18 protein-coding genes are annotated in these 19,957 nt (G+C 59.7%); 9 read left to right on the top strand and 9 right to left on the bottom strand.

The window, feature by feature from the left end; translation table 11 throughout:
• Nucleotides 1-28 precede the first annotated feature (28 nt).
• The 4 genes from PMI11_RS27960 to PMI11_RS27975 form a co-directional block, all read right to left on the bottom strand.
• Nucleotides 29-1,204, bottom strand: coding sequence for an NAD(P)/FAD-dependent oxidoreductase (locus PMI11_RS27960; protein ID WP_007824037.1), 1,176 nt, complete (start codon nt 1,202-1,204; stop codon nt 29-31).
• 81 nt (nt 1,205-1,285) lie between these two features.
• Complete coding sequence (locus PMI11_RS27965; RefSeq protein WP_007824044.1) at nt 1,286-1,900, bottom strand: lytic transglycosylase domain-containing protein; 615 nt, start codon at nt 1,898-1,900, stop codon at nt 1,286-1,288.
• A 263-nt stretch (nt 1,901-2,163) separates the two neighbouring features.
• Nucleotides 2,164-2,925, bottom strand: a complete 762-nt coding sequence (locus PMI11_RS27970) for an N-acetylmuramoyl-L-alanine amidase (protein ID WP_007824046.1) — start codon at nt 2,923-2,925, stop codon at nt 2,164-2,166.
• Nucleotides 2,922-3,629 carry a J domain-containing protein gene (locus PMI11_RS27975; RefSeq protein ID WP_007824048.1) on the bottom strand — a complete coding sequence of 236 codons (708 nt, stop codon included), beginning with the start codon at nt 3,627-3,629 and terminating at the stop codon, nt 2,922-2,924. Before PMI11_RS27975 ends, PMI11_RS27970 begins: the two co-directional genes overlap by 4 nt.
• 443 nt (nt 3,630-4,072) lie before the next feature.
• On the opposite strand from PMI11_RS27975, the gene PMI11_RS27980 reads away from it, so the two are divergent.
• From PMI11_RS27980 to PMI11_RS27990, 3 genes are all read left to right on the top strand, one after another.
• The gene (locus tag PMI11_RS27980) at nt 4,073-5,284 is read left to right on the top strand and encodes a pyrophosphate--fructose-6-phosphate 1-phosphotransferase (protein WP_007824050.1); all 1,212 of its coding nucleotides are present in this window, start codon (nt 4,073-4,075) and stop codon (nt 5,282-5,284) included.
• A gap of 57 nt (nt 5,285-5,341) precedes the next feature.
• Nucleotides 5,342-5,977 carry a LysE family translocator gene (locus PMI11_RS27985; protein WP_007824052.1) on the top strand — a complete coding sequence of 212 codons (636 nt, stop codon included), beginning with the start codon at nt 5,342-5,344 and terminating at the stop codon, nt 5,975-5,977.
• A gap of 115 nt (nt 5,978-6,092) precedes the next feature.
• On the top strand, nt 6,093-7,061 hold the full coding sequence (locus tag PMI11_RS27990) for a lytic transglycosylase domain-containing protein (RefSeq protein WP_007824053.1): 969 nt from the start codon (nt 6,093-6,095) through the stop codon (nt 7,059-7,061).
• 40 nt (nt 7,062-7,101) lie between these two features.
• Here PMI11_RS27990 and PMI11_RS27995 read toward each other — a convergent pair whose 3' ends face one another.
• Nucleotides 7,102-8,493, bottom strand: a complete 1,392-nt coding sequence (locus PMI11_RS27995; protein WP_007824055.1) for a serine hydrolase domain-containing protein — start codon at nt 8,491-8,493, stop codon at nt 7,102-7,104.
• 196 nt (nt 8,494-8,689) lie between these two features.
• Between PMI11_RS27995 and PMI11_RS28000 the strand changes: the two genes are divergently transcribed.
• The 5 genes from PMI11_RS28000 (at nt 8,690) to PMI11_RS28020 (ending at nt 13,831) form a co-directional block, all read left to right on the top strand.
• The gene (locus PMI11_RS28000; RefSeq protein WP_007824057.1) at nt 8,690-9,934 is read left to right on the top strand and encodes a DUF3419 family protein; all 1,245 of its coding nucleotides are present in this window, start codon (nt 8,690-8,692) and stop codon (nt 9,932-9,934) included.
• Entirely contained in the window at nt 9,931-10,602 is a 672-nt protein-coding gene (locus PMI11_RS28005; RefSeq protein ID WP_007824061.1) for a class I SAM-dependent methyltransferase, read from the top strand. The genes PMI11_RS28000 and PMI11_RS28005 overlap by 4 nt, the downstream gene beginning before the upstream one ends.
• 120 nt (nt 10,603-10,722) lie before the next feature.
• The gene (locus tag PMI11_RS28010; RefSeq protein ID WP_007824063.1) at nt 10,723-11,520 is read left to right on the top strand and encodes a glycoside hydrolase family 25 protein; all 798 of its coding nucleotides are present in this window, start codon (nt 10,723-10,725) and stop codon (nt 11,518-11,520) included.
• Nucleotides 11,521-11,603: 83 nt separating this feature from the next.
• A complete protein-coding gene (locus tag PMI11_RS28015) occupies nt 11,604-12,830 on the top strand; it encodes a lytic murein transglycosylase (RefSeq protein WP_007824065.1) in 1,227 nt (408 codons plus the stop codon).
• 95 nt (nt 12,831-12,925) lie between these two features.
• The gene (locus tag PMI11_RS28020) at nt 12,926-13,831 is read left to right on the top strand and encodes a DMT family transporter (protein ID WP_007824067.1); all 906 of its coding nucleotides are present in this window, start codon (nt 12,926-12,928) and stop codon (nt 13,829-13,831) included.
• Between the two features lie 428 nt (nt 13,832-14,259).
• On the opposite strand, the gene metF is transcribed toward PMI11_RS28020, so the two are convergent.
• The 4 genes from metF to PMI11_RS28040 form a co-directional block, all read right to left on the bottom strand.
• Nucleotides 14,260-15,162: a methylenetetrahydrofolate reductase [NAD(P)H] gene (gene metF, locus PMI11_RS28025; RefSeq protein WP_007824069.1), complete on the bottom strand. Its 903-nt coding sequence runs from the start codon at nt 15,160-15,162 to the stop codon at nt 14,260-14,262.
• Nucleotides 15,163-16,188, bottom strand: coding sequence for an ArsR/SmtB family transcription factor (locus tag PMI11_RS28030; protein ID WP_007824070.1), 1,026 nt, complete (start codon nt 16,186-16,188; stop codon nt 15,163-15,165).
• A 158-nt stretch (nt 16,189-16,346) separates the two neighbouring features.
• Nucleotides 16,347-17,996, bottom strand: coding sequence for an energy-dependent translational throttle protein EttA (gene ettA, locus PMI11_RS28035; RefSeq protein ID WP_007824071.1), 1,650 nt, complete (start codon nt 17,994-17,996; stop codon nt 16,347-16,349).
• Nucleotides 17,997-18,104: 108 nt separating this feature from the next.
• A complete protein-coding gene (locus tag PMI11_RS28040) occupies nt 18,105-18,842 on the bottom strand; it encodes a ribonuclease T2 family protein (RefSeq protein WP_007824072.1) in 738 nt (245 codons plus the stop codon).
• A gap of 170 nt (nt 18,843-19,012) precedes the next feature.
• On the opposite strand from PMI11_RS28040, the gene PMI11_RS28045 reads away from it, so the two are divergent.
• Nucleotides 19,013-19,957 carry an alpha/beta fold hydrolase gene (locus tag PMI11_RS28045; RefSeq protein ID WP_007824073.1) on the top strand — a complete coding sequence of 315 codons (945 nt, stop codon included), beginning with the start codon at nt 19,013-19,015 and terminating at the stop codon, nt 19,955-19,957.

Here is a 19,957-nt window from a genome sequence, read left to right on the forward strand (position 1 = left end):
AAATGCCAACGAAATATGGGAACCAGACTTAACGGAAATAAGGTGCGAAATCCGTGGCGTAGCCTTGGTCGTTGATTCTGCCTGCCAGAATGAGTTCGGCTCCCAGCCTGCCGATCTCATCAGAACTCTTGGCGGAGGTTCCCATGCAACCTGTCAGGACGGCAATATGCGGCGAAGCGGTATAGCCGATCATCGGATAACGGCTCTTCGTATAGGAGACGACGCAGGATGCGGAAGAAATTGAACGCGCTTTGAGTTCCGGCACGATACGATCGACAATGCTCTTCAGATGCTCGCGCGCCACCTCACGTCCGTCGGCTCGGAACCAGGCGCGCATCTCCACATCATTGCGGAGCACCAGGTTGTCCGGATCGCCGCCGATCTTCAGATAGAGCTTGCCATCGGGATAACGGATTGGCGGCAACAGGTAGATATCGATGCCGGGCGCATCGAGGATCAGCGACGGCATGCCGGCAAAGCGATGCGCGTCCTCTTCCGCCACTTCGAACAGGGTGACGGTGCGCCCGTAAACCGTCATATCAACCGATTGCGGCAAGAGATTCTGCGAAATGGAAAAACCACCGGCCGCCAGCAGCACTTTCTCGGCCCGATGGATGGAGTCACCAGCCGTCGTCACGACCACTACCCCACCCTCCTCGCGGATGGAAATCGCATGGTCGCGAATGACAGTCGCCCCCGCCTTCTCGGCAAGCAACGACTGCGCTTTCACCAGCCTGCGCGGACTGATATGGCCGGCTCCCTTTGTCTCGAACAGACCTACGCTGCCGGCGGGAAAGGCAAAGAAGGGAAATTGCCGCTTCAATCCCGCTTCATCAAAGGACGCAGTTTCGATATCGAGCGAGACGCCCGCACGCCTTCTATCGGTAAGATTGGCACTTTCAGGCGGCGCGACTGCGAGGCAGCCCGCTTCTGTGTAGAAATCGATGCCGCTCTCTTTGGCGATCTCGCCATAGCGGGCGATGGAACGATTGGCGAGCAAGGCCCAATCGCGGTCCGGATCGATAGTGCGCGTGATGCGGCCTTCGTCATAGTGACTGGCGAAGACGCCTGCATGCGCCTTGCGGTCTTCAGGCTCGTCCGGCCCGATGACGGCAACGCCGTCCGTCTGGCGCGCCAGATATTTTGCGGCCGCGGCACCCATCATGCCGCGGCCAATGACGATGAATTTAAAATCAATTGCCATATCTCACCTCGCTAAAGGCTAGCGATAACATGGCAATCGTTCTGAATCATCCGGCGCTTGTCGGAGACAAGCGCTTCCGGTTCAGAGCATCGCAAGAACCTTACCGCAATAGGACTTGGAGACCGGGTTCATGCGCGTCGCGCCGTGGCCGGCATTGTACTTGAGGATAGTATTGCAGGTCTGCCCGCCACCGAGATCGTGGGCGGCGGCCAGGTACTTCATGCCGTATTTGATGTTGGTTTCCGGATCGAACAGGCCCTTGGCACCGCCGGAATAGCCCATCATGCGGGCCGTCGCTGGCTTGATCTGCATCAGGCCGATTTCGCCATGGCTGCCGCGGGCGTTCGGATTGAAATTGCTTTCGACACGGATGACCGCATTGGCGAGAGCAACCGGCACATTATACTGATTGGCATATTTGCTGATCAGCGCCGAATAGGAATTACCGGAATCATTGGCGACGGGATAACCACTCTGGCGCTCGACCGTCTTCAGCGGACGCTCTGCTGTCTTCACCGGGCGCTCTGCCTTTTTCTGCTGGCGCGCCACCTTCTGCGGACGTTCCACTTTCTGCTGGCGTTCCACTTTCTTCACGGGCGCATCGGCTCTTACGCCCCAGTCATTCGCGAAGGCAAAGCTATTTCCCGCCAGCACCATGCCAACGCATGCTGCAGCAACAACAATCAGTTTTCTCATGTAGTCTTAATCACTCCGACCCAAAGAATTGCCGGACTGCGCGCCTCGCCATCATGGAGAATTCCTGACCAAGAACTGATCAGGTTTCGCAGCAATTCTTATCGTTTCACATGACGCCTTCGATTTAGCTTGGGAACAACCATCGGCGCCGTTTGACGAGAGCTCTTAGACCATCGCAATGAGGAGATAATAGGGAAATGATGTGGCAGTCCGAATTTCGCGCCTGAACATGGAAAATCGGTAATGTCAGAAAATATGAAAGGTCAGGAATACTGCGGCAGGGCCGAAAGCAGGCGGTGCAACGTATCGATCGTCGAGAAATCGGCGATCCCGTCCACCCGTTCGGGGCGGAAATGCCGCTGGAAGGCTTCCACGTCACCGGCCGTCTTATCGCTGAATTCGCCTGTGATCTCAGTGCCGTAACCATAGAGCGACAGCATGGACTGCAGTGCCTCGATCGGCTGCCCGCGGTCACCGCGCTGGAAGAAGCGTCCGCCGGTGATCGCGGCCGGTTCCACCCAATGGCCGACACCTGCCTGATGCAGCTCGCGCCAGGGGAATTTTTCGCCCGGATCGACCTTGCGCACGGGCGCGACGTCAGAGTGACCGAGCACCCTTTCAGGCGCGATTGACCAGCGATCGCCGCAATCGCGACATAATTCGATCACCGCCGCAATCTGCTCCTTCGGGTAATCCGGAAGCCCGCCCGGATGGCCGGCATTGGCAATCTCGATGCCGATCGACATCGAGTTGATGTCCGTCTCGCCGTGCCAGAAACTCTTACCTGCATGCCACGCGCGCCTGCTCTCCGGAACGAGCTGCACCACCTCGCCGTTGGGATGCACGAAATAATGGCTGGAAACCTGGCTCTCGTCACGACAGAGCCAGTCGAGCGCCCCTTCCGGGCTTGGCATGCCGGTATAATGCAGCAGGATCATATCCGGCTTGCGGCCGTCGGCACGCTCTCCATGATTCGGAGAGGGTTGGACGCTCGCTTGTCGGTAATCGGCCTCGAATGAGGTCATGCGGCGCGGCGTTCCTTTTCGATCGCCGCATAGGCGTCGTTCAGCGCTGCCATGCGTTCATTGGCAATCGCATGAAACTCTTCCGGCACGCCGCGCGAGATAAGCCGGTCCGGATGATGCTCGCTGACGAGCACATGGTAGTGGCGGCGGATCGTCGGGAAATCATCTGCCGGCGAAACCCCGAGGACCTTGTAGGGGTCGCGTCCATCGGAGACGTGACGCGCAGCGATCTGATCGAAGCGGGCCTCGCTCATCTGGAAGATCTCGGCGATATGGCGCAGGAAATTCATTTCATTCTCGTGGATCAGCCCATCCGCCTTGGCGATATGGAACAGACCATCGAGCACGTCTTCCAGAACCGGGCAATTGGCCGCGCAGGTCGAGCAGAGCGTGGACAGCTTCGCCGCATAGGCCTCGTAACCGGCAACGTCCTGGCGGGCGAGATTATAGAGGCGTGCGACATTCTTCGCCTCGCTCGGAGGAAACTCGAAGATATCGCGGAAAGCCTGCACTTCCTTTTCGCTGACGATACCGTCAGCCTTTGCCATCTTCGCCGAAAGCGCAATGACAGCAACGGAAAAGGCAACCTTGCGGCGCGTCTCCGGATCGCCTTCGAAAACCGTGCGAATAGCCTCGACCACCGCGGAGAGCGCATTGCCCGCGGTATTGCCAATGGCATTCACCAGTTTTTCCCAGAAAGACATCGTCATCTTCTCGCAATGCAGCAAGTTCAAGAAACACCTTGACCAAATAATCGTCGCCATTGCAAGGCGACTATTGGTCGTAGGTTTGAAAACAGTTTTCACAATTCGGTAATTGTCGCTGATGCTGCGACCATCCGCCGTGTCCGCCATTTTCTGCATTATCCGCACAGCGGCCGGCGATTTCCACAACACTTATGGATAGGTAGACTGGCATTGAACCGATTATATCGCCGCTTCCGGCACCTGCCCTGCAGAAAGGCGCGTTTTTCGTAAATTCTTTACTTTACAGGCCACTTTCCCTGCCGCATCCATGCGTTACCTGAAGCATGTCGCGCAAAAGTGCGCAGCGGTAAAAGTGCGCAGCGGTTTTGCGATAACGACATGCGGAAAACAAAGACTTTAAGCTGCACGCAGTCGCGCATCGGGCGCCAAAGGAGGGATTTATGGCCAAACAGAAAGTCGCAATGCTGACCGCCGGAGGCCTGGCGCCCTGTCTCTCATCCGCCGTCGGCGGCCTCATCGAGCGCTATAGCGACGTCGCACCCGATATCGAGCTCATCGCCTACAAGTCCGGTTATCAGGGCGTGCTGCTCGGCGACAACGTCGCGATCAACAATGAAATGCGCGAGAAGGCGCCGCTCCTGCACCGTTATGGCGGCTCGCCGATCGGCAATAGCCGCGTGAAGCTCACCAATGCCGCCGATTGCGTGAAGCGCGGCCTCGTCAAGGAAGGCGAAAATCCGCTGAGGGTCGCAGCCGAACGTCTTGCCAATGACGGCGTCACCATCCTGCACACGATCGGCGGCGACGACACGAATACGACAGCGGCGGATCTGGCCGCCTATCTCGCGGCAAACGGTTATGACCTCACGGTCGTCGGCCTGCCGAAAACCGTCGACAACGACGTCGTGCCGATCCGCCAGTCTCTCGGCGCCTGGACGGCTGCCGAAGTCGGCGCCCACTTCTTCGACAATGTCAGCAACGAACAGACCGCCGCCCCGCGCACCCTCGTCATTCACGAAGTCATGGGCCGTCATTGCGGCTGGCTGACTGCCGCTACTGCCCGTGCCTATCTCCAGCGCACCAAAGGCAATGAATATGTCGACGGCCTGATGATGAACGCGCATATGAAGAGCATCGACGCCGTCTATCTGCCGGAAATGGCCTTCGACCTCGATGCCGAGGCCGCGCGCCTGAAGGAGATCATGGACCGCACTGGCCATGCCACCGTCTTCGTATCGGAAGGCGCCTGCCTCGATGCCATCGTTGCCGAACGCGAGGCCGCCGGCGAGACGGTCAAGCGCGATGCCTTCGGCCATGTGAAGATCGATACGATCAATGTCGGCGCCTGGTTCCAGAAGCAGTTCGCAAGTCTGCTCGACGCCGAGCGCTCGCTCGTCCAGAAATCCGGTTATTTCGCCCGCTCCGCACCGGCAAACGGCGAAGATCTGCGCCTGATCCAGAGCATGGTCGACCTCGCTGTTGAAAGCGCTCTCAACAAGATCTCGGGTGTAACCGGCCACGACGAAGCGCAGAACGGCAAGTTGCGCACAATAGAATTTCCCCGCATCAAGGGTGGCAAGCCATTTGATCTTTCGACCGCATGGTTTGGCGAAGTAATGAGCCAGATCGGGCAAAAATACAGGGCGGCATGATTGACGGATGGCTAATATGGTGTCTTTGCTTGTTCTCTAGGAATAGGAGGAGATTCCATGTCGCTTGAAGCTTGGCTCGCTTTTGCAGCCGCATCCGCCATCATGCTTGCCATACCGGGACCGACCATTCTTCTGGTCGTTTCCTATGCGCTTGGTCATGGCCGGAAAACGGCGCTGGCGACCGTTTCGGGCGTGGCGCTCGGCGATTTCACGGCCATGACGGCATCGCTTTTCGGACTGGGCGCACTGCTCGCCGCATCCGCGACGCTGTTTACCGTGCTGAAGTGGATCGGCGGCGCCTACCTGATCTGGCTGGGAATCAAGCTCTGGCGGGCTCCGATCGTCGGCGAACACATCGCTGACAACGATAACCTGCCGGAAGAAAAGTCCCTGCGGATCTTCCTGCATGCCTATGTCGTGACGGCGCTGAACCCGAAGAGCATCGTCTTCTTCGTCGCCTTCGTTCCGCAGTTCCTCAACCCTGCCCTTCCCTTCTTCGATCAGATGCTGATCATGGAAGCGACATTCCTCGTTCTCGCCACCATCAATGCCACCTGCTACGCCATGGCCGCGCATGCGGCCCGAGGCCTGATTCGCAAAGCCAACGTGCAGCGCGCGGTCAATCGCACCGGTGGCACTCTCCTCATCGCTGCCGGCGCCGTGACCGCCGGGTATCGCCGTATTGCAGCCTAGTAATATTCCGTGGTTGCTGGAAAGCCACGAATAGGTTAATGGCTTTTCCTGGGCTTAAGGTATTTAGTAACTTTTAAGACGCTGCCGGGGCGGCGGGATTCACGAAAGTGAGAGAATGGTAGCGATCGGATTTTCCGGCCTGAAACGCAGTCTTGTGGTCTCTACCATGCTCTGCGGTGTCATTTCCGGATGCGCGAGCGTCGAATATACCTCTCAGGCGGAACTGACCGCCGCACAGACCGTGATTCCCATGCCGAAGCCGGGTGAAGATGCAACGCTGGCTGCTATCCCGACCGCTGAAGGCGCAAACGGCCCGGCCGTAGCCACTCTCAATCCCCAGGCAGCAACTGCCGCACCTGTTCTCACTGCAGCCGCCATGCCGAATGTCGTCTCCCCCGTGCAGCAGCAGGCCGGCGATTTCGTTATGCAGGGCGGTGTCCAGCAGGTTGCCGTCAACGGCTATGCTCCCATTCCGCTCACACCCGAAATGACAGCGATCCAGTCCGTCGTCCCGACGCCGCGTCCGGGCTCGCCCGCAAGCCCCTCCACACAGCTTGCCTTCGCAGCCACGACACCGCAGAACGGCGCGCTCGCAGCGCTTGCCGCCGTCGACACCACGCCGCGCTTCACCATGGACTACGGCTTCGACGAGTCCGGTCCAATCGATCCCCCGTCCGCCCCGCCGATGTTCAGCGATGACGACAGCGACGATGCGCCGACCGTCGAAAAGAGCTTCGTCAGCAAACTCATCAGCAAATATTCGAAGCTCTATGAAATTCCCGAATCGCTGCTCCACCGCGTCGTTCACCGCGAGAGCCGCTACAATTCCAAGGCCTACAACAAGCGCGGCTACTTCGGTCTCATGCAGATCAAGTACAACACCGCAAAATCGATGGGTTACGGCGGCAATCCCGCCGGCCTCTTCGACGCCGAAACCAATATCAAATATGCAGGCAAGTACCTGCAGGGCGCCTGGCAGGTAGCCGACAAGAAGGAAGACGACGCCGTTCGTCTCTATGCCCGCGGCTATTATTATGATGCCAAGCGCAAGGGCATGACCGACATCGCCCAAGGCAATTACTGATAGTCCAACTACTGGTACAAAACATCATCAGTGACCGGCCTCAGCCGGCCTTCGCCGACTGAAGCGTATTGAGAATTTCCTTCAGCACGATCTGCGGCTTGTAGCCCAGCCAGCTCGGCGTCAGCCCCATGCGGACGAAGACGAGATTGGCCGAAGGAATGATTGCCACCGTCTGGCCGTCATGGCCCTGCAGCCAGAACGTATCCTGCGGCAAGCCGAATTCCGCGCTCGTGCCGCCGCCCGGTCCCGCAAGCCAGGCTTGGCCTTGTGTATATTTACCGCCCGAACTTGCCGTCGGTGTGCGCATCATCGCAACAAAACCTTCCGGCAAAAGCCTCCGCCCGTTCCACACGCCATCCTGGAGCAGGAACTGGCCGAAGCGCGCCCAGTCATGCCCCGTGGCATAGAGATAGGAACTGCCAGTGAACGTACCGCGCTCATCGGCTTCGAAGACTGCGCTCGTCATGCCGAGTGGAGAAAACAGCGCATCGCGGGGATAATCGAAGGCCGCCCGCGGATCGCCGACCTTGTTCATCCAGATACGTGACAGAAGCACGGCCGCACCGCTGGAATAACGGAAATCTGTGCCCGGAGCAGCCACCAGAGGCGCGCCGGCCGGCAGGGAAACCATATCAGGGTCGAGGTAGAGCATGCGCGTCACATCGGCAACGGCACCATAATCCTCGTTGAAGGCGAGCCCGCTTTCCATGCCGAGCAGGTCGGAGAGCTTGATGTCGCCGCGCGGATCATTCGCCCATTGCGGCAGGAGATGCGTGTCATCGAAGGAGATCTTGCCTGACAGCATCAGCCTGCCGATCAGCGCCGCATTGACGGTCTTCGTCATCGACCAGCCGACCAGCGGCGTATCGGCGTTGAAGCCCGGCCCGTAGCTTTCTGCAATGATGCGGCCATCCTGCACGACGACCATCGCCCGCATGGCAGGCCCGGCAAGCTTGGCATCGGTCAGAAGCGCCGCGACCTTGGCATTGCCGGTCGCCGGATCGACGCCCTCGCCGTCCGGCCAGACCGCGTCATTTTCACTTAACTGCGCCACCGGCATCAACGGCGCAGCCCTGGCGGCGGCATCGAAATCGCCATCAGGCACGCTCGTGCAGCCGAGGGCGCCGCGATAAAGCGCGTAGCTCGGCGCAAACAGGCCCATGAAACGCGAGGTCACCCGCCCGCTGTCACGATCGATCTCGACGCGCATCAGCCTGAGCAGCGGGTTTCCAGGCGCTTGGACATCGTCGTAGAGAACGGCGTCGGGATCGCGGCCGGCGATGAAGACATTGGAGCAGACGATCTTGGCGGTATAGCCATTGCCCACCCTCAGGAGCTCCGGCGGGCTTATGGAGAGCCACGCAGCTGCGCCTATGGCGACGAGAATGACGAGCAGGGCCAAGCCCTTGAAGATACGCGGAACAACTCGCATGCAATCCTCCACGGAACGGAGAGAAGCAGGAAACTTGGCTCACGAAAAGAGAGAAGCGAAAAGAAGTGTTTCAATCGACTTCAAATTTCGCGGAAGTCCCGGCGGAGTTTCGTCGAAGCCTTGGCCCACAGGGCTCGTCATCAAACTGTAGCAGAGGCGCGTTACACGCCCTGAACGCTAAAAAGGTGACAGACTCATGTCGGAATTTGCACCGGATACCGGCTTCCGCAAGAACCGGAAACTCAAGGCAGCGCTTCTCCGCCACAAGGCTTTTTCCAAGGACGGCTTCTCCGAGCGTCTCTTCGGCCTTCTCTTCTCCGGCCTCGTCTATCCGCAGATCTGGGAAGATCCGGATCTCGACATGCAGGCGATGGAGCTGAAGCCCAATCACCGTATCGTCACGATCGGCTCGGGCGGCTGCAATATGCTGGCCTACCTTTCCAAGGCGCCGGCTTCGATCGACGTGGTCGATCTCAATCCGCACCACATTGCACTGAACAGGCTGAAGCTTGCCGCTTTCAAGAACCTGCCAAGCCATTCCGATCTCGTGCGCTTCCTGGCGATGCCGAACGAGAAATCGAACAGCCGGGTTTTCGACCGCTATCTGTCGTCCAATCTCGACGATACGACCCGCGCCTACTGGAACACCCGCAAGTTCGGCCGCCGGCGCGTCACGGTTTTTGACCGCAACATCTATGAAACCGGCCTGCTCGGCCGCTTCATCGGTGCCGCTCATCTTCTTGCCCGCCTGCATGGGGTGAAGCTGCAGGAAATGACCAAGGCCCGCACGATCCGCGAGCAGCGCCAGTTCTTCGACGATCAGATCGCTCCCCTCTTCGAAAAGCCGGTCGTTCGCTGGATCACCAACCGCAAAAGCTCGCTTTTCGGTCTTGGCATTCCGCCGCAGCAATATGACGAGCTTGCAAGCCTTGCCGCCGACAATTCCATCGCGCCGGTTCTGAAGCACCGTCTGGAAAAGCTCGCCTGCCATTTCCCGATGCGCGACAATTACTTTGCCTGGCAGGCTTTCGCTCGCCGCTACGCCGATGGCGAAGAAGGCCCGCTGCCGACCTACCTCAAGCCGGAACACTATGAGGTCATCCGCGCCAATGTCGATCGCGTCAACGTCCACCACGCAAGCTTCACCGAGCTTCTGGCCGGCGAGCCCGCCGCATCGCGCGACCGCTATATCCTGCTCGATGCGCAGGACTGGATGACGGACCAGCAGCTCAATGATGTCTGGCGCGAAATCACCCGCACCGCCCGCGAAGGCGCTCGCGTGATCTTCCGCACGGCCGCCGAAAAGAGCATCATCGAAGGCCGTCTCGCCCCTGAAATCCGCGACCAGTGGCACTATTTCGAAGACCAGTCGCGTGAGATGACCACCCAGGACCGCTCGGCAATTTACGGCGGCTTCCACATCTACGGGAAGAAGGCGTGAGCAAAGTCGACGAAATGACCGTCAAGAGCGAGGAACATGCCGACCTGATGGACGGCATGTACCGCTACCAGCGCCATTTCTATGATCTCACCCGCAAATATTATCTTCTCGGCCGCGACAGCACGATCCGCAATCTTGACGTTCCCGAGGGCGGCACGTTGCTCGAAGTCGGCTGCGGCACCGGCCGCAACATGGCGCTGGCCCACAAGCATTTCCCGACGGCCAAGCTCTACGGTCTCGACATTTCCCAGGAAATGTTGATTTCCGCCCGCAAGACCTTCGCCACCAAGGCGACAATCCCGGATTTCCGGGTAGCGGACGCCACGGCCTATACGCCCCGCGAATTCGGCGCCGTCGGTTTCGACCGCATTCTGATTTCCTACGCACTGTCGATGATCCCGGATTGGGAACGCGCGGTGGATGCTTCGATCGCCGCGCTCAATCCCGGCGGCCAGCTCCACATTGTCGATTTCGGCCAGCAGGAGGGCCTGCCGGCCTGGTTCCGCAGCCTGCTGCAGGCCTGGCTCGCCAAATTCCATGTCACACCACGCGCCAATCTGCGTGAGGTTCTGGAAGCGCAAGCTGCTGAAAACAACGCACGACTGTCGTTCGAGACGATCGGCGGCGGTTACGCCTGGCGGGCGGCGATTATCAGCAGGCGCTCATAATTCGCTTGTAAATAACCATTTTTTTACGTTGATATTAGAAAAGAGGGTTATACCCTCTGCAGGGCGCGTGTTTTCGAAGGTCAGGCTGTGGGGCAGATCCATCATCACGACGGAACATTTATGCGTCGGCTTCTGTTTTGCGTCCTGCCGTTTGCCCTGCTGCTCGCCGGTTGCAGCTCCACGGGTTACGATTATCTCGAAACCGCTTCCATAAAGCCGAAGGCCCGCTTCAAGGATACCGATCCCCAGGATTTCGGGCCCAAGCGCCCGCAGCAAAACGCTGTCCACGGCATCGACATTTCCAAATGGCAGGGTGATATCGACTGGCAGACGGTGCGCAAATCCGGCGTCGCCTTCGCCTTCATCAAGGCGACCGAAGGCAAGGACAGGATCGATCCGCGCTTTGACGAATATTGGCGCGAGGCAGCCGCCTCAGGCATTCCGCATGCGCCCTATCACTTCTATTATTTCTGCTCCTCCGCCGACGACCAGGCCGACTGGTTCATCCGCAATGTTCCCAGGGAATCCATGCGCCTGCCGCCGGTGCTGGATGTCGAGTGGAATGCAGAATCGAAGACCTGTCGCTTCCGCCCTGACCCGGCCACCGTACGTTCTGAAATGCAGCGCTTCATGGATCGCCTGGAAGCCTATTACGGAAAGCGGCCGATCATCTACACCTCTGTCGATTTCCACCGCGAGAATCTCGCCGGCTATTTCCAGGACTATCATTTCTGGGTCCGCTCGACCGCCAAACATCCTGACGTGACCTATGCCGACCGACGCTGGGCCTTCTGGCAGTATACGTCGACAGGCGTCATTCCCGGCATTCAGGGGCCAACGGATATCAATGTCTTCGCCGGCTCCGCGAAAAACTGGAACAACTGGGTGGCTGACGTTTCCAAGGATAGAAATTCTTAGTAACGTGGCCTAATCTTTCTTGCTTCCGTCACATTCATCTGTGAAATCGGCGGCATTCTATGTCATTTTACGAGGATCGTTTCATGCACCGCTCGCTCAAAAGCTGCTCTGCACTTGCCCTTCTGTTTGCCTGCGTCCTAGCAACAGGCGCTGCCGCCCAGCAGGCTCCGGATGCGGCAGCTTCGGCCCCGGCAGCACCCTGCGGCGGCGATCTCTCCACCTTCCTCCAGGGCGTCAAGAAAGAGGCGATTGCAGCGGGCGCCAGCGCCGAAGCAGCAGACCAAGCTTTGGCCGGCGCTGAGATCGACCCCAAAGTCCTGAGCCGCGACCGCGCCCAGGGCGTCTTCCGCCAGACCTTCCTCGAATTCTCGCAGCGCACCGTCAGCCAGGCTCGCCTCGATATCGGCCGCCAGAAGATGAAGCAATATGCCGATGTTTTCGCCCGCGCCGAGCAGGAATTCGGCGTTCCCGCCGGCATCATCACCGCCTTCTGGGCAATGGAAACGGATTTCGGCGCCGTACAGGGCGATTTCAACACGCGCAACGCGCTGGTGACGCTTTCCCATGACTGCCGCCGCCCGGAACTCTTCCGCCCGCAGCTGATCGCCCTCATCGAGATGGTGCAGCATGGCGACCTCGACCCGCAGACCAACACCGGCGCCTGGGCCGGCGAAATCGGCCAGGTTCAGATGCTGCCGCGCGATATCATCGCCTATGGCATGGATGGCGACGGCGACGGCCATGTTCGCCTCAAGCAGAGCGGCCCGGACGCGATCCTGACGGCCGCCAAGTTCATCCAGCATCTCGGTTTCGAGCGCGGCCAGCCCTGGCTGCAGGAAGTCACCGTGCCTGACAACCTGCCCTGGGAAAAATCGGGCCTCGGCGGTACGATGACAGCAGGCGAATGGTTCAACCTCGGCGTCAAGCCGCGCGACGGCAATACCGGCTTCGCCAATCTCGAAGGCGATCTCGTCCTGCCGCAGGGCCGCCTCGGACCGGCCTTCATCGCCTATCCCAATTTCAAGATCTATCTGGAATGGAACAAGTCGTTCATCTACACGACCTCTGCCGCCTATTTCGCGACCCGCCTCTCCGGCGCCCCGACCTATCAGAAGGGTACGCCCGAGCAGGGTCTTTCCAATGACCAGATGAAGCAGCTGCAGACGAAGCTCGATTCGCTCGGCCATGACGTCGGTGAGATCGACGGCATCCTCGGCTCCGGTACCCGTGTGGCGATCCAGAAGGAACAGCTCCGCCTCGGCATACCGGCCGACGGCTGGGCAACGCCGGCCCTGCTGAGCGCACTCTGAGACTTCACATTTGCTCTTTTGCCACCCGGCTTCATGAATCGGGTGGCTGCTTCCCGCCGATCGGTTAAACCTGCCAGCGAACGGGAGGGATCGGCGTGGAACAGAAAATGAGTGCTTTGACCTGGGGGCTCCTTGCCCTGCTCGGTCTGATCTGGGGCGGCTCCTTCTTTTTCGCGCGCATCGCTGTTGTGGAGGTGCCGCCACTCACCCTCGTCTTCCTGCGCCTCTCCATCGCAGCCATCGCGCTGCATATCTACATTGGCGGACGCTTCGGCATCTATCCGCTGCTGAAGAGCCGGTGGCGCGAATTCCTCATTCTCGGCATCCTCAACAACGCCCTGCCCCATGCGCTGATCTTCTTCGGCCAAACGCGCATCGGCGCCGGCCTTGCCTCCATTCTCAATGCCACGACGCCGATCTGGACGGTGCTGATCGCCAACTACCTGACATCAGATGAGAAGCTCTCCTCGGCCAAGATCATCGGCTGCCTTACCGGCCTTCTCGGCACGGTCGTGTTGATAGGCCCCAGCGTGACGGCTCGCAGCGAACTGCCCTTATGGGCTCTGCTCCTGCCGGTCATCGCAGCGGTTTCCTATGGCTTTGCCGCCACTTACAGCAAGCGCTTCAAGGGCGTGACGCCGCCCGTCATCGCTGCCGGGCAGATGACGGCATCCTCGCTGGTCGCCCTGCCGCTGTCGCTCGTCATGGACCATCCCTGGTCGCTCGCCGTCCCCTCGGCCAACGCCATCGCCGCCATTCTGGCAATCGCCCTGCTGTCCACCGCCTTCGGTTATATTCTCTACTTCCGTATCCTGGCCGCTGCAGGCGCGACCAACGCCTCTCTGGTGACGCTGCTGGTGCCGCCGAGCGCGATCCTGCTCGGCTTCCTGTTCCTGGGTGAGCAACTGGAAATGACCGAGATTGCCGGCATGGCGCTGATCGGGGCGGGACTTGTCATTCTGGATGGCCGCATCTACCACCGCTTTGGCGCGGTAACCTGAAATGATTATGCTGCAGTGCGCCATTCTTTCGCCAAAAGCGTGAATCGGCGCTATCGGTTTGTAACGAAGCGTTAAATTTTGAGAGCGGAATTTTCTAGTTATATTTCAGTAGCTTGCAGGATAGTTGCTAGACTTATCCACTGCCCTCTTCGGCAGTGCAGCACAAGAAGCGCTTCCCAACTAACACATTTCCGACATATTATTAGCCGGTTAACGCGAGGAGGCAGACATGGGACTTACGCAATCCTTGAATGTCCTGTTGGTCAGTGCAGCGTTCGCATTCGTCGTATCCATGCTCTTCATTTGAGCCGATACGAAGCGTAAAGACTGAATACCGAACTCCTGAAACAATCAGCCCCAGATATTGAAAAGCGCATGCCCCGCCCGGCATGCGCTTTTCCTATATGCTGATAACGGTATCCGTCTGATCAGGCGGCAGCGCCGGCGCTTCTCGCCGTCTGTCGCGAAAGGCCGAGGTTGGCGAGAACGGCAGAAACTAGCGGCGCACGGTTCATCGTATAGAGGTGGAACTCGTTGAGGCCGCGACGGACGAGATCCTCGATCTGCTCGGCTGCGACATCGGCGGCAACCTTGGCGCGCTCCTCCGGCTTGTCGTCATATCCGGCAAAACGTTCATCGAGGAAATCAGGTATGACCGTGCCGCAGGCGCCGGCAAAGCGCTTCAGCTGCGTCAGGTTCTGGATTGGCATGATGCCCGGCACGACAGGGATCTTGACGCCGGCCGCGCGTACCTTTTCGAGGTAACGCTCGAAATTGTCATTGTCGAAGAAGAACTGCGTCAGGGCGCGGTCGGCGCCATTGTCGGCCTTGCGCTTCAGCATTTCGATATCGGCCGCCTGGTCGCGGCTTTCCGGATGCTTTTCCGGATAGGCCGAGACGGAGATTTCGAAATTGCCGATCTGCTTGAGGCCGGCCACCAGTTCGGCTGCATTGGCATAGCCGCCCGGATGCGGCTGGTAGGGCGCGCCGACACCACCAGGCGCGTCACCGCGCAGCGCCACGAAATGCGTGACGCCGGCCTTGCGGAAGCTGTCGACCACCTGATGCGTCTCTTCCTTCGTGGCGCTGACGCAGGTCAGGTGTGACGCAGTCGCAAGCGGCGTGTCGGTGAGGAAGCGCGTGACCGTGGAAAGCGTCGGCGCCTTGGTCGTGCCGCCGGCGCCATAGGTCACCGAGACGAATTCCGGGTTCCAGTCCTGCAGGTCGCGGACGGTGTTCCAGAGCTGGCCCTCCATCTCCTCGGACTTCGGCGGGAAGAACTCGAAGGAGATCGCGATATCGCGGCGGCGGGCGTCGTTTTTCTGGGTCATTTATTCTCTCCCGGCAAATGTAGGTACGGCGCCTTCGGTCTCCAGCGAAGCCATCAGGCGCCTCGGGTCACGTGCTAGCCAGACCGTGACCGTGAGGCCCTGCTCGCCCTGCTGACCCGGATGAAGGTCGACGACCTGCTCTATATCGAGCCCAGCCTTGCGCACCCAATCCGACATGGCCTGATGCGAAAAGCCGAGACGCACATGGGCATGTTCGTCGCGAAGATATTCGAGGTTATGCGGCGCCAGATCGATAATGACCAGACGTCCGCCCGGCCGCAGCATGCGCGCGGCTTCCGTGATCGCGATCTCAGGCTGATCGAAGAAATGCAGCACCTGATGGATCGTCACCAGATCGAAATCCTGCCCCTCGAAAGGCAGGTTCAGGATATCGGCGTGGCGCACCGAAGCCGTGGTGATGCGGGACTTGTCGAGATTGGCGCGCGCCACACTCAGCATGTCGCGACTGGCATCGACGCCGATCGCCCGGCGATAACGGCCGGCGAGAAGCTCCAGCATGCGGCCGGTGCCGGTGCCGAGATCGAGCAGGGAATCGATCGGGTTGGACCCGAGCAGCTTGATGACGGCCGCATCCACCTCTTCGTCAGCGGCGTGCAGGCGGCGAAGCTCGTCCCATTCGGCGGCGTTGCGGCTGAAATAGGCCTGCGCCCGCTCAGCGCGCTGGCGCTTGACGGACGCCAGACGCTCGCCGTCACGCTGGACGACAGGATCGTTTTCGGAGACATGCTTGAGCAGGGCCCTCACCAGGGCAGCAGCCTTGCCCTCCTGCGCCAACCGGAAATAGGCCCAGGCGCCTTCCTGATAGCGGTCTATCAACTCCGCCTCGCCAAGCAGCTTCAGGTGCCGGGAGATACGGGGCTGGGATTGGCCGAGAATTTCCGTAAGATCTGTCACGGTGAGATCGCCCGCCGCCAGCAGCGCCAGCAGCCGCAGGCGCGTCGGTTCGCCGGCCGCCTTCAAGACGTCCACCAGCGCATCCAGTCCAAGCCTTAGGGGTTCGCTCATATTCTACCCAATCAAGATATAAAGATATCTTTATGTGATTTGGATAGCTGAGGCAAGCGGCATTTTACCGATTTGCGAACTTGCCTGTGGTGATAACGACAGCAGACATCAAAAAAGCCCCGGACCAGCCGGGGCTTTCGAAAAGCGCAAAGAGCCGATCAGCGAGTCAGGCGCTTGTGGGCCTGGCTGCCCGGGTTCAGGGCGTCAGGGCCGAGACGGCGAACCTTGTCCTGCTCATAGTCCTCGAAGTTGCCTTCGAACCATTCGACATGGCCCTCGCCTTCGAAAGCGAGGATGTGCGTGGCCAGACGGTCGAGGAACATGCGATCGTGGCTGATGATGATGGCGCAGCCGGCAAATGCTTCCAGCGCGCTTTCCAGAGCACCCAGCGTTTCCGTATCGAGGTCGTTGGTCGGTTCGTCGAGCAGCAGAACATTGCCGCCGGCCTTCAGCATCTTAGCAAGGTGAACGCGGTTGCGCTGACCACCTGAGAGATTGCCGACCTTCTGCTGCTGGTCGCCGCCCTTGAAGTTGAAGGCGCCGCAATAGGCGCGCGAGTTCATGTCGAACTTGCCGAGCTTGATGATTTCCGCGCCGCCGGAGATTTCCTCCCAGACAGTCTTGTTGCCGTCGAGAGCATCGCGGCTCTGGTCGACATAACCGAGATGCACGGTTTCGCCGATGCGTACCGATCCAGCATCCGGCTTTTCCTGGCCGGTGATCATCTTGAACAGGGTCGTCTTGCCGGCGCCGTTCGGGCCGATAATGCCGACGATGCCGCCCGGCGGCAGCTTGATCGACAGGTCGTTGATCAGCGTGCGGCCCTCGAAGCCCTTGGTGATGCCTTCCATCTCGATGACCACTTGGCCGAGACGCTCGCTGACCGGGATGATGATCTGCGCGTCACCGGGACGCTGCTTCTCGGCGGCTTCCACCAGCTGTTCGTAAGACTTGATACGCGCCTTGGATTTGGCCTGGCGGGCCTTCGGGCTGGAAGCGATCCATTCCTGTTCGCGGCTGATCGCCTTCTGGCGGCCCGCCTCTTCGCGGTTTTCCTGCAGCATGCGCTTGGCCTTCGCCTGCAGGTAAGCCGAGTAGTTGCCTTCGTAAGGGATGCCGCGGCCGCGGTCGAGTTCGAGGATCCAGCCGGTGACGTTGTCCAGGAAGTAGCGATCGTGGGTGATCATCATCACGGCGCCCGGATAGTCGCGCAGGTGCTTTTCGAGCCAAGCGATGGTTTCGGCATCCAGATGGTTGGTCGGTTCGTCGAGCAGCAGCAGATCCGGCTGCGACAGGAGCAGGCGGCAAAGCGCGATACGGCGACGCTCACCACCCGAAAGGCTGGTGACTTCGGCATCGCGCGGCGGGCAGCACAGGGCTTCCATTGCCATCTCGACCTGGCTTTCCAGATCCCAGAGGTTCTGGCTGTCGATAATGTCCTGGAGCTTTGCACCCTCGTCCGCCGTCTCGTCGGAATAGTTCATCATCAATTCGTTGTAACGCTCGAGCACAGCCGTCTTGGCGGCAACGCCTTCCATGACGTTTTCGAACACAGTCTTGTTGGGATCGAGTTTCGGCTCCTGCTCCAGGTAGCCGACCGTCGCACCTTCGGCGAGCCAGGCTTCGCCGGTATATTCCTTGTCCTGGCCGGCGATGATGCGCAGCACGGTGGACTTACCGGCGCCGTTCGGACCGAGGATACCGATCTTGGCATCGGGATAGAAGGAAAGATGGATATTCTCGAGGATCTTCTTATTGCCATAGGCCTTGTTGAGGCCGGACATGTGATAGATGAACTGGCGTGCCATGCTGGGATGCTCCGGGCGGAAACTTGAAATCGTGGCCGCTATGTAGGCGAAACCACGCCCGCGGGCAACGCCGAAACCCTGTTTCGTCAGGATTTCGGCATGTTTCCGTCAGAAGCCCGCAGCATCTACAATGCCTTCGTCACAGCCGAAGGAAGTCTGCCCTGCCCCCTGGATGAGACCGCCAAGGCCCTTCTCCTTCGCTTGAGCCGAAACGGCATCCTGCGAAAGTCCGATCGTCAGTTCGCTTATCACGCGCTTGTTGCCGACGCGCCGGCAGCTCATCTTCACCCGGTCGCTGGCGCCTGCGCCGAAACTCTTGTCGAAGGCCGCCTTGATCGCATCAGCCTTCAGCACCTTGCCGACATTGGCAGCAAAGAGATCACGCACGGCCGAAGCATTGAGATCGCCCATCAGATCAATGGCGGTAGCGAAATAATCGTCGGCACTCATTTTCGTGCAGGTGCCGTGCTTGATCCATTCATGCCGCTCAAGCGCCGATTGCGTGCCGGGCATCGACTTGTCTAGCGCGCTCTTCGTCTCGGCTGAGAGGTTCACCGCCGGCAGGCTCGTCCACTGGCCGTCCTTGTCGGCGGCTTTCTGGTCATCAGGTACGCCGCAATAGTCCTGACGCATCGGCCACAGACCGTGGAGAGAAAAGTTGGTGGCGTCGTAGCGATCACCGCTCTGAGTGGCGCATTCGGCCTTCTTCTGGTTGGTCTGGCAGAATGCCGGCTGCCAGCTTGCAGCAAGGATGAACCGTGTGCGCCCGCTTTCCTGTGCGGATACGGAACCGGCTGACGACAGCGAAAGGAACAGGATGGAAACCGAGAGTAGAAACTTGACCATTATTAGCCCCGAAATAGCTCCGACAAAGAACAATACAGGAACAAACAAGCATGAAGCCGAAGCTTGCGCAACCCTGAATCGCAGGGGCAAGCATGCTTTTCTTATGTATGAGCGAAACCGCAATATTGCATTTGCCTTGATATCTGGTCTTTTGGGCGTGGGAGGAATGCATGTTTTCCGAGACATTGCGGCTTCAAAACGCCGCGGCTTCGCTTGCCTATCATCACCAACCTGCAGAGGGGCAAGCACGGGCTATCCTGATGATTTCGCATGGGCTTGCCGAACATTCCCGCCGTTACCAGCGTTTTGCCGAGGCCATGGCGGCAAGCGACCACCATGTCTATGCGCATGACCATCGCGGCCACGGCGAGACAACGGCCGATGATGCACCGCTCGGTCGCTTTGCCAGACGCAACGGTGTTGAGAGTGTCATCAGCGATATCGCCGCCATGCACACTTTTGCCACGGGCCGTCACCCCGGCCTGCCCGTCATTCTGCTCGGTCACTCCATGGGCGGCCTGATCGCACTCAATGCCGCAGCCGATCTCCCCGGCCGTTTCGCAGCCCTTGCCGTCTGGAATTCGAATTTCGCCGTCGGTCTTTCCGGCCGCGCTGCACAGGCGATCCTGCTTGCTGAGCGCATGCTGAAAGGCTCGGACGTGCCGAGCGACATGCTGCCGAGGCTGACATTTTCCGCCTGGGGCAAATCCATCCCCGATTACCGCACGGAATTCGACTGGCTGTCGCGCGATCCGGCCGAGGTCGACGCCTATATTGCCGATCCGCTTTGCGGCTTCGATGCTTCGGTATCGCTCTGGCTCGATGTCTTCGCCCTCACCTTCCGCGGCACCGAGAAGGAGCGGCTCGAGACCCTGCCGAGGAACATGCCGATCCATCTGGTCGGCGGCGGCAAGGACCCGGCAACCAACAATGGAAAAGCCGCGCTCTGGCTGTCAAAGCGTTTGAAAAGCCAAGGCTTCTCCCGTATCAGCACTGAGATATATCAGGACATGCGGCATGAAACGCTGAACGAGATCGGCGCAGAAACGGCAATTGCGGATTTCACCGCTTGGTGCGACGAGGCAATCCGCACGGTCCCGAGCGAAAGGACCTGA

The sequence above is a fragment of the Rhizobium sp. CF142 genome (genome assembly GCF_000281145.1).
GTDB lineage: Bacteria > Pseudomonadota > Alphaproteobacteria > Rhizobiales > Rhizobiaceae > Rhizobium.

Bases quoted from the DNA above. Each gene is read 5' to 3' on its own strand.
- PMI11_RS27975 (WP_007824048.1), bottom strand. From the start codon at position 3,629: ATGTCTTTCTGGGAAAAACTGGTGAATGCCATTGGCAATACCGCGGGC.
- PMI11_RS27960 (WP_007824037.1), bottom strand. From the start codon at position 1,204: ATGGCAATTGATTTTAAATTCATCGTCATTGGCCGCGGCATGATGGGT.
- PMI11_RS27985 (WP_007824052.1), top strand. From the start codon at position 5,342: ATGTCGCTTGAAGCTTGGCTCGCTTTTGCAGCCGCATCCGCCATCATG.
- PMI11_RS27965 (WP_007824044.1), bottom strand. From the start codon at position 1,900: ATGAGAAAACTGATTGTTGTTGCTGCAGCATGCGTTGGCATGGTGCTG.
- PMI11_RS28015 (WP_007824065.1), top strand. From the start codon at position 11,604: ATGCACCGCTCGCTCAAAAGCTGCTCTGCACTTGCCCTTCTGTTTGCC.
- PMI11_RS27990 (WP_007824053.1), top strand. From the start codon at position 6,093: ATGGTAGCGATCGGATTTTCCGGCCTGAAACGCAGTCTTGTGGTCTCT.
- PMI11_RS27995 (WP_007824055.1), bottom strand. From the start codon at position 8,493: ATGCGAGTTGTTCCGCGTATCTTCAAGGGCTTGGCCCTGCTCGTCATT.
- metF (WP_007824069.1), bottom strand. From the start codon at position 15,162: ATGACCCAGAAAAACGACGCCCGCCGCCGCGATATCGCGATCTCCTTC.
- PMI11_RS27970 (WP_007824046.1), bottom strand. From the start codon at position 2,925: ATGACCTCATTCGAGGCCGATTACCGACAAGCGAGCGTCCAACCCTCT.
- PMI11_RS28030 (WP_007824070.1), bottom strand. From the start codon at position 16,188: ATGAGCGAACCCCTAAGGCTTGGACTGGATGCGCTGGTGGACGTCTTG.
- PMI11_RS28010 (WP_007824063.1), top strand. From the start codon at position 10,723: ATGCGTCGGCTTCTGTTTTGCGTCCTGCCGTTTGCCCTGCTGCTCGCC.
- PMI11_RS28040 (WP_007824072.1), bottom strand. From the start codon at position 18,842: ATGGTCAAGTTTCTACTCTCGGTTTCCATCCTGTTCCTTTCGCTGTCG.
- PMI11_RS27980 (WP_007824050.1), top strand. From the start codon at position 4,073: ATGGCCAAACAGAAAGTCGCAATGCTGACCGCCGGAGGCCTGGCGCCC.
- ettA (WP_007824071.1), bottom strand. From the start codon at position 17,996: ATGGCACGCCAGTTCATCTATCACATGTCCGGCCTCAACAAGGCCTAT.
- PMI11_RS28000 (WP_007824057.1), top strand. From the start codon at position 8,690: ATGTCGGAATTTGCACCGGATACCGGCTTCCGCAAGAACCGGAAACTC.
- PMI11_RS28045 (WP_007824073.1), top strand. From the start codon at position 19,013: ATGTTTTCCGAGACATTGCGGCTTCAAAACGCCGCGGCTTCGCTTGCC.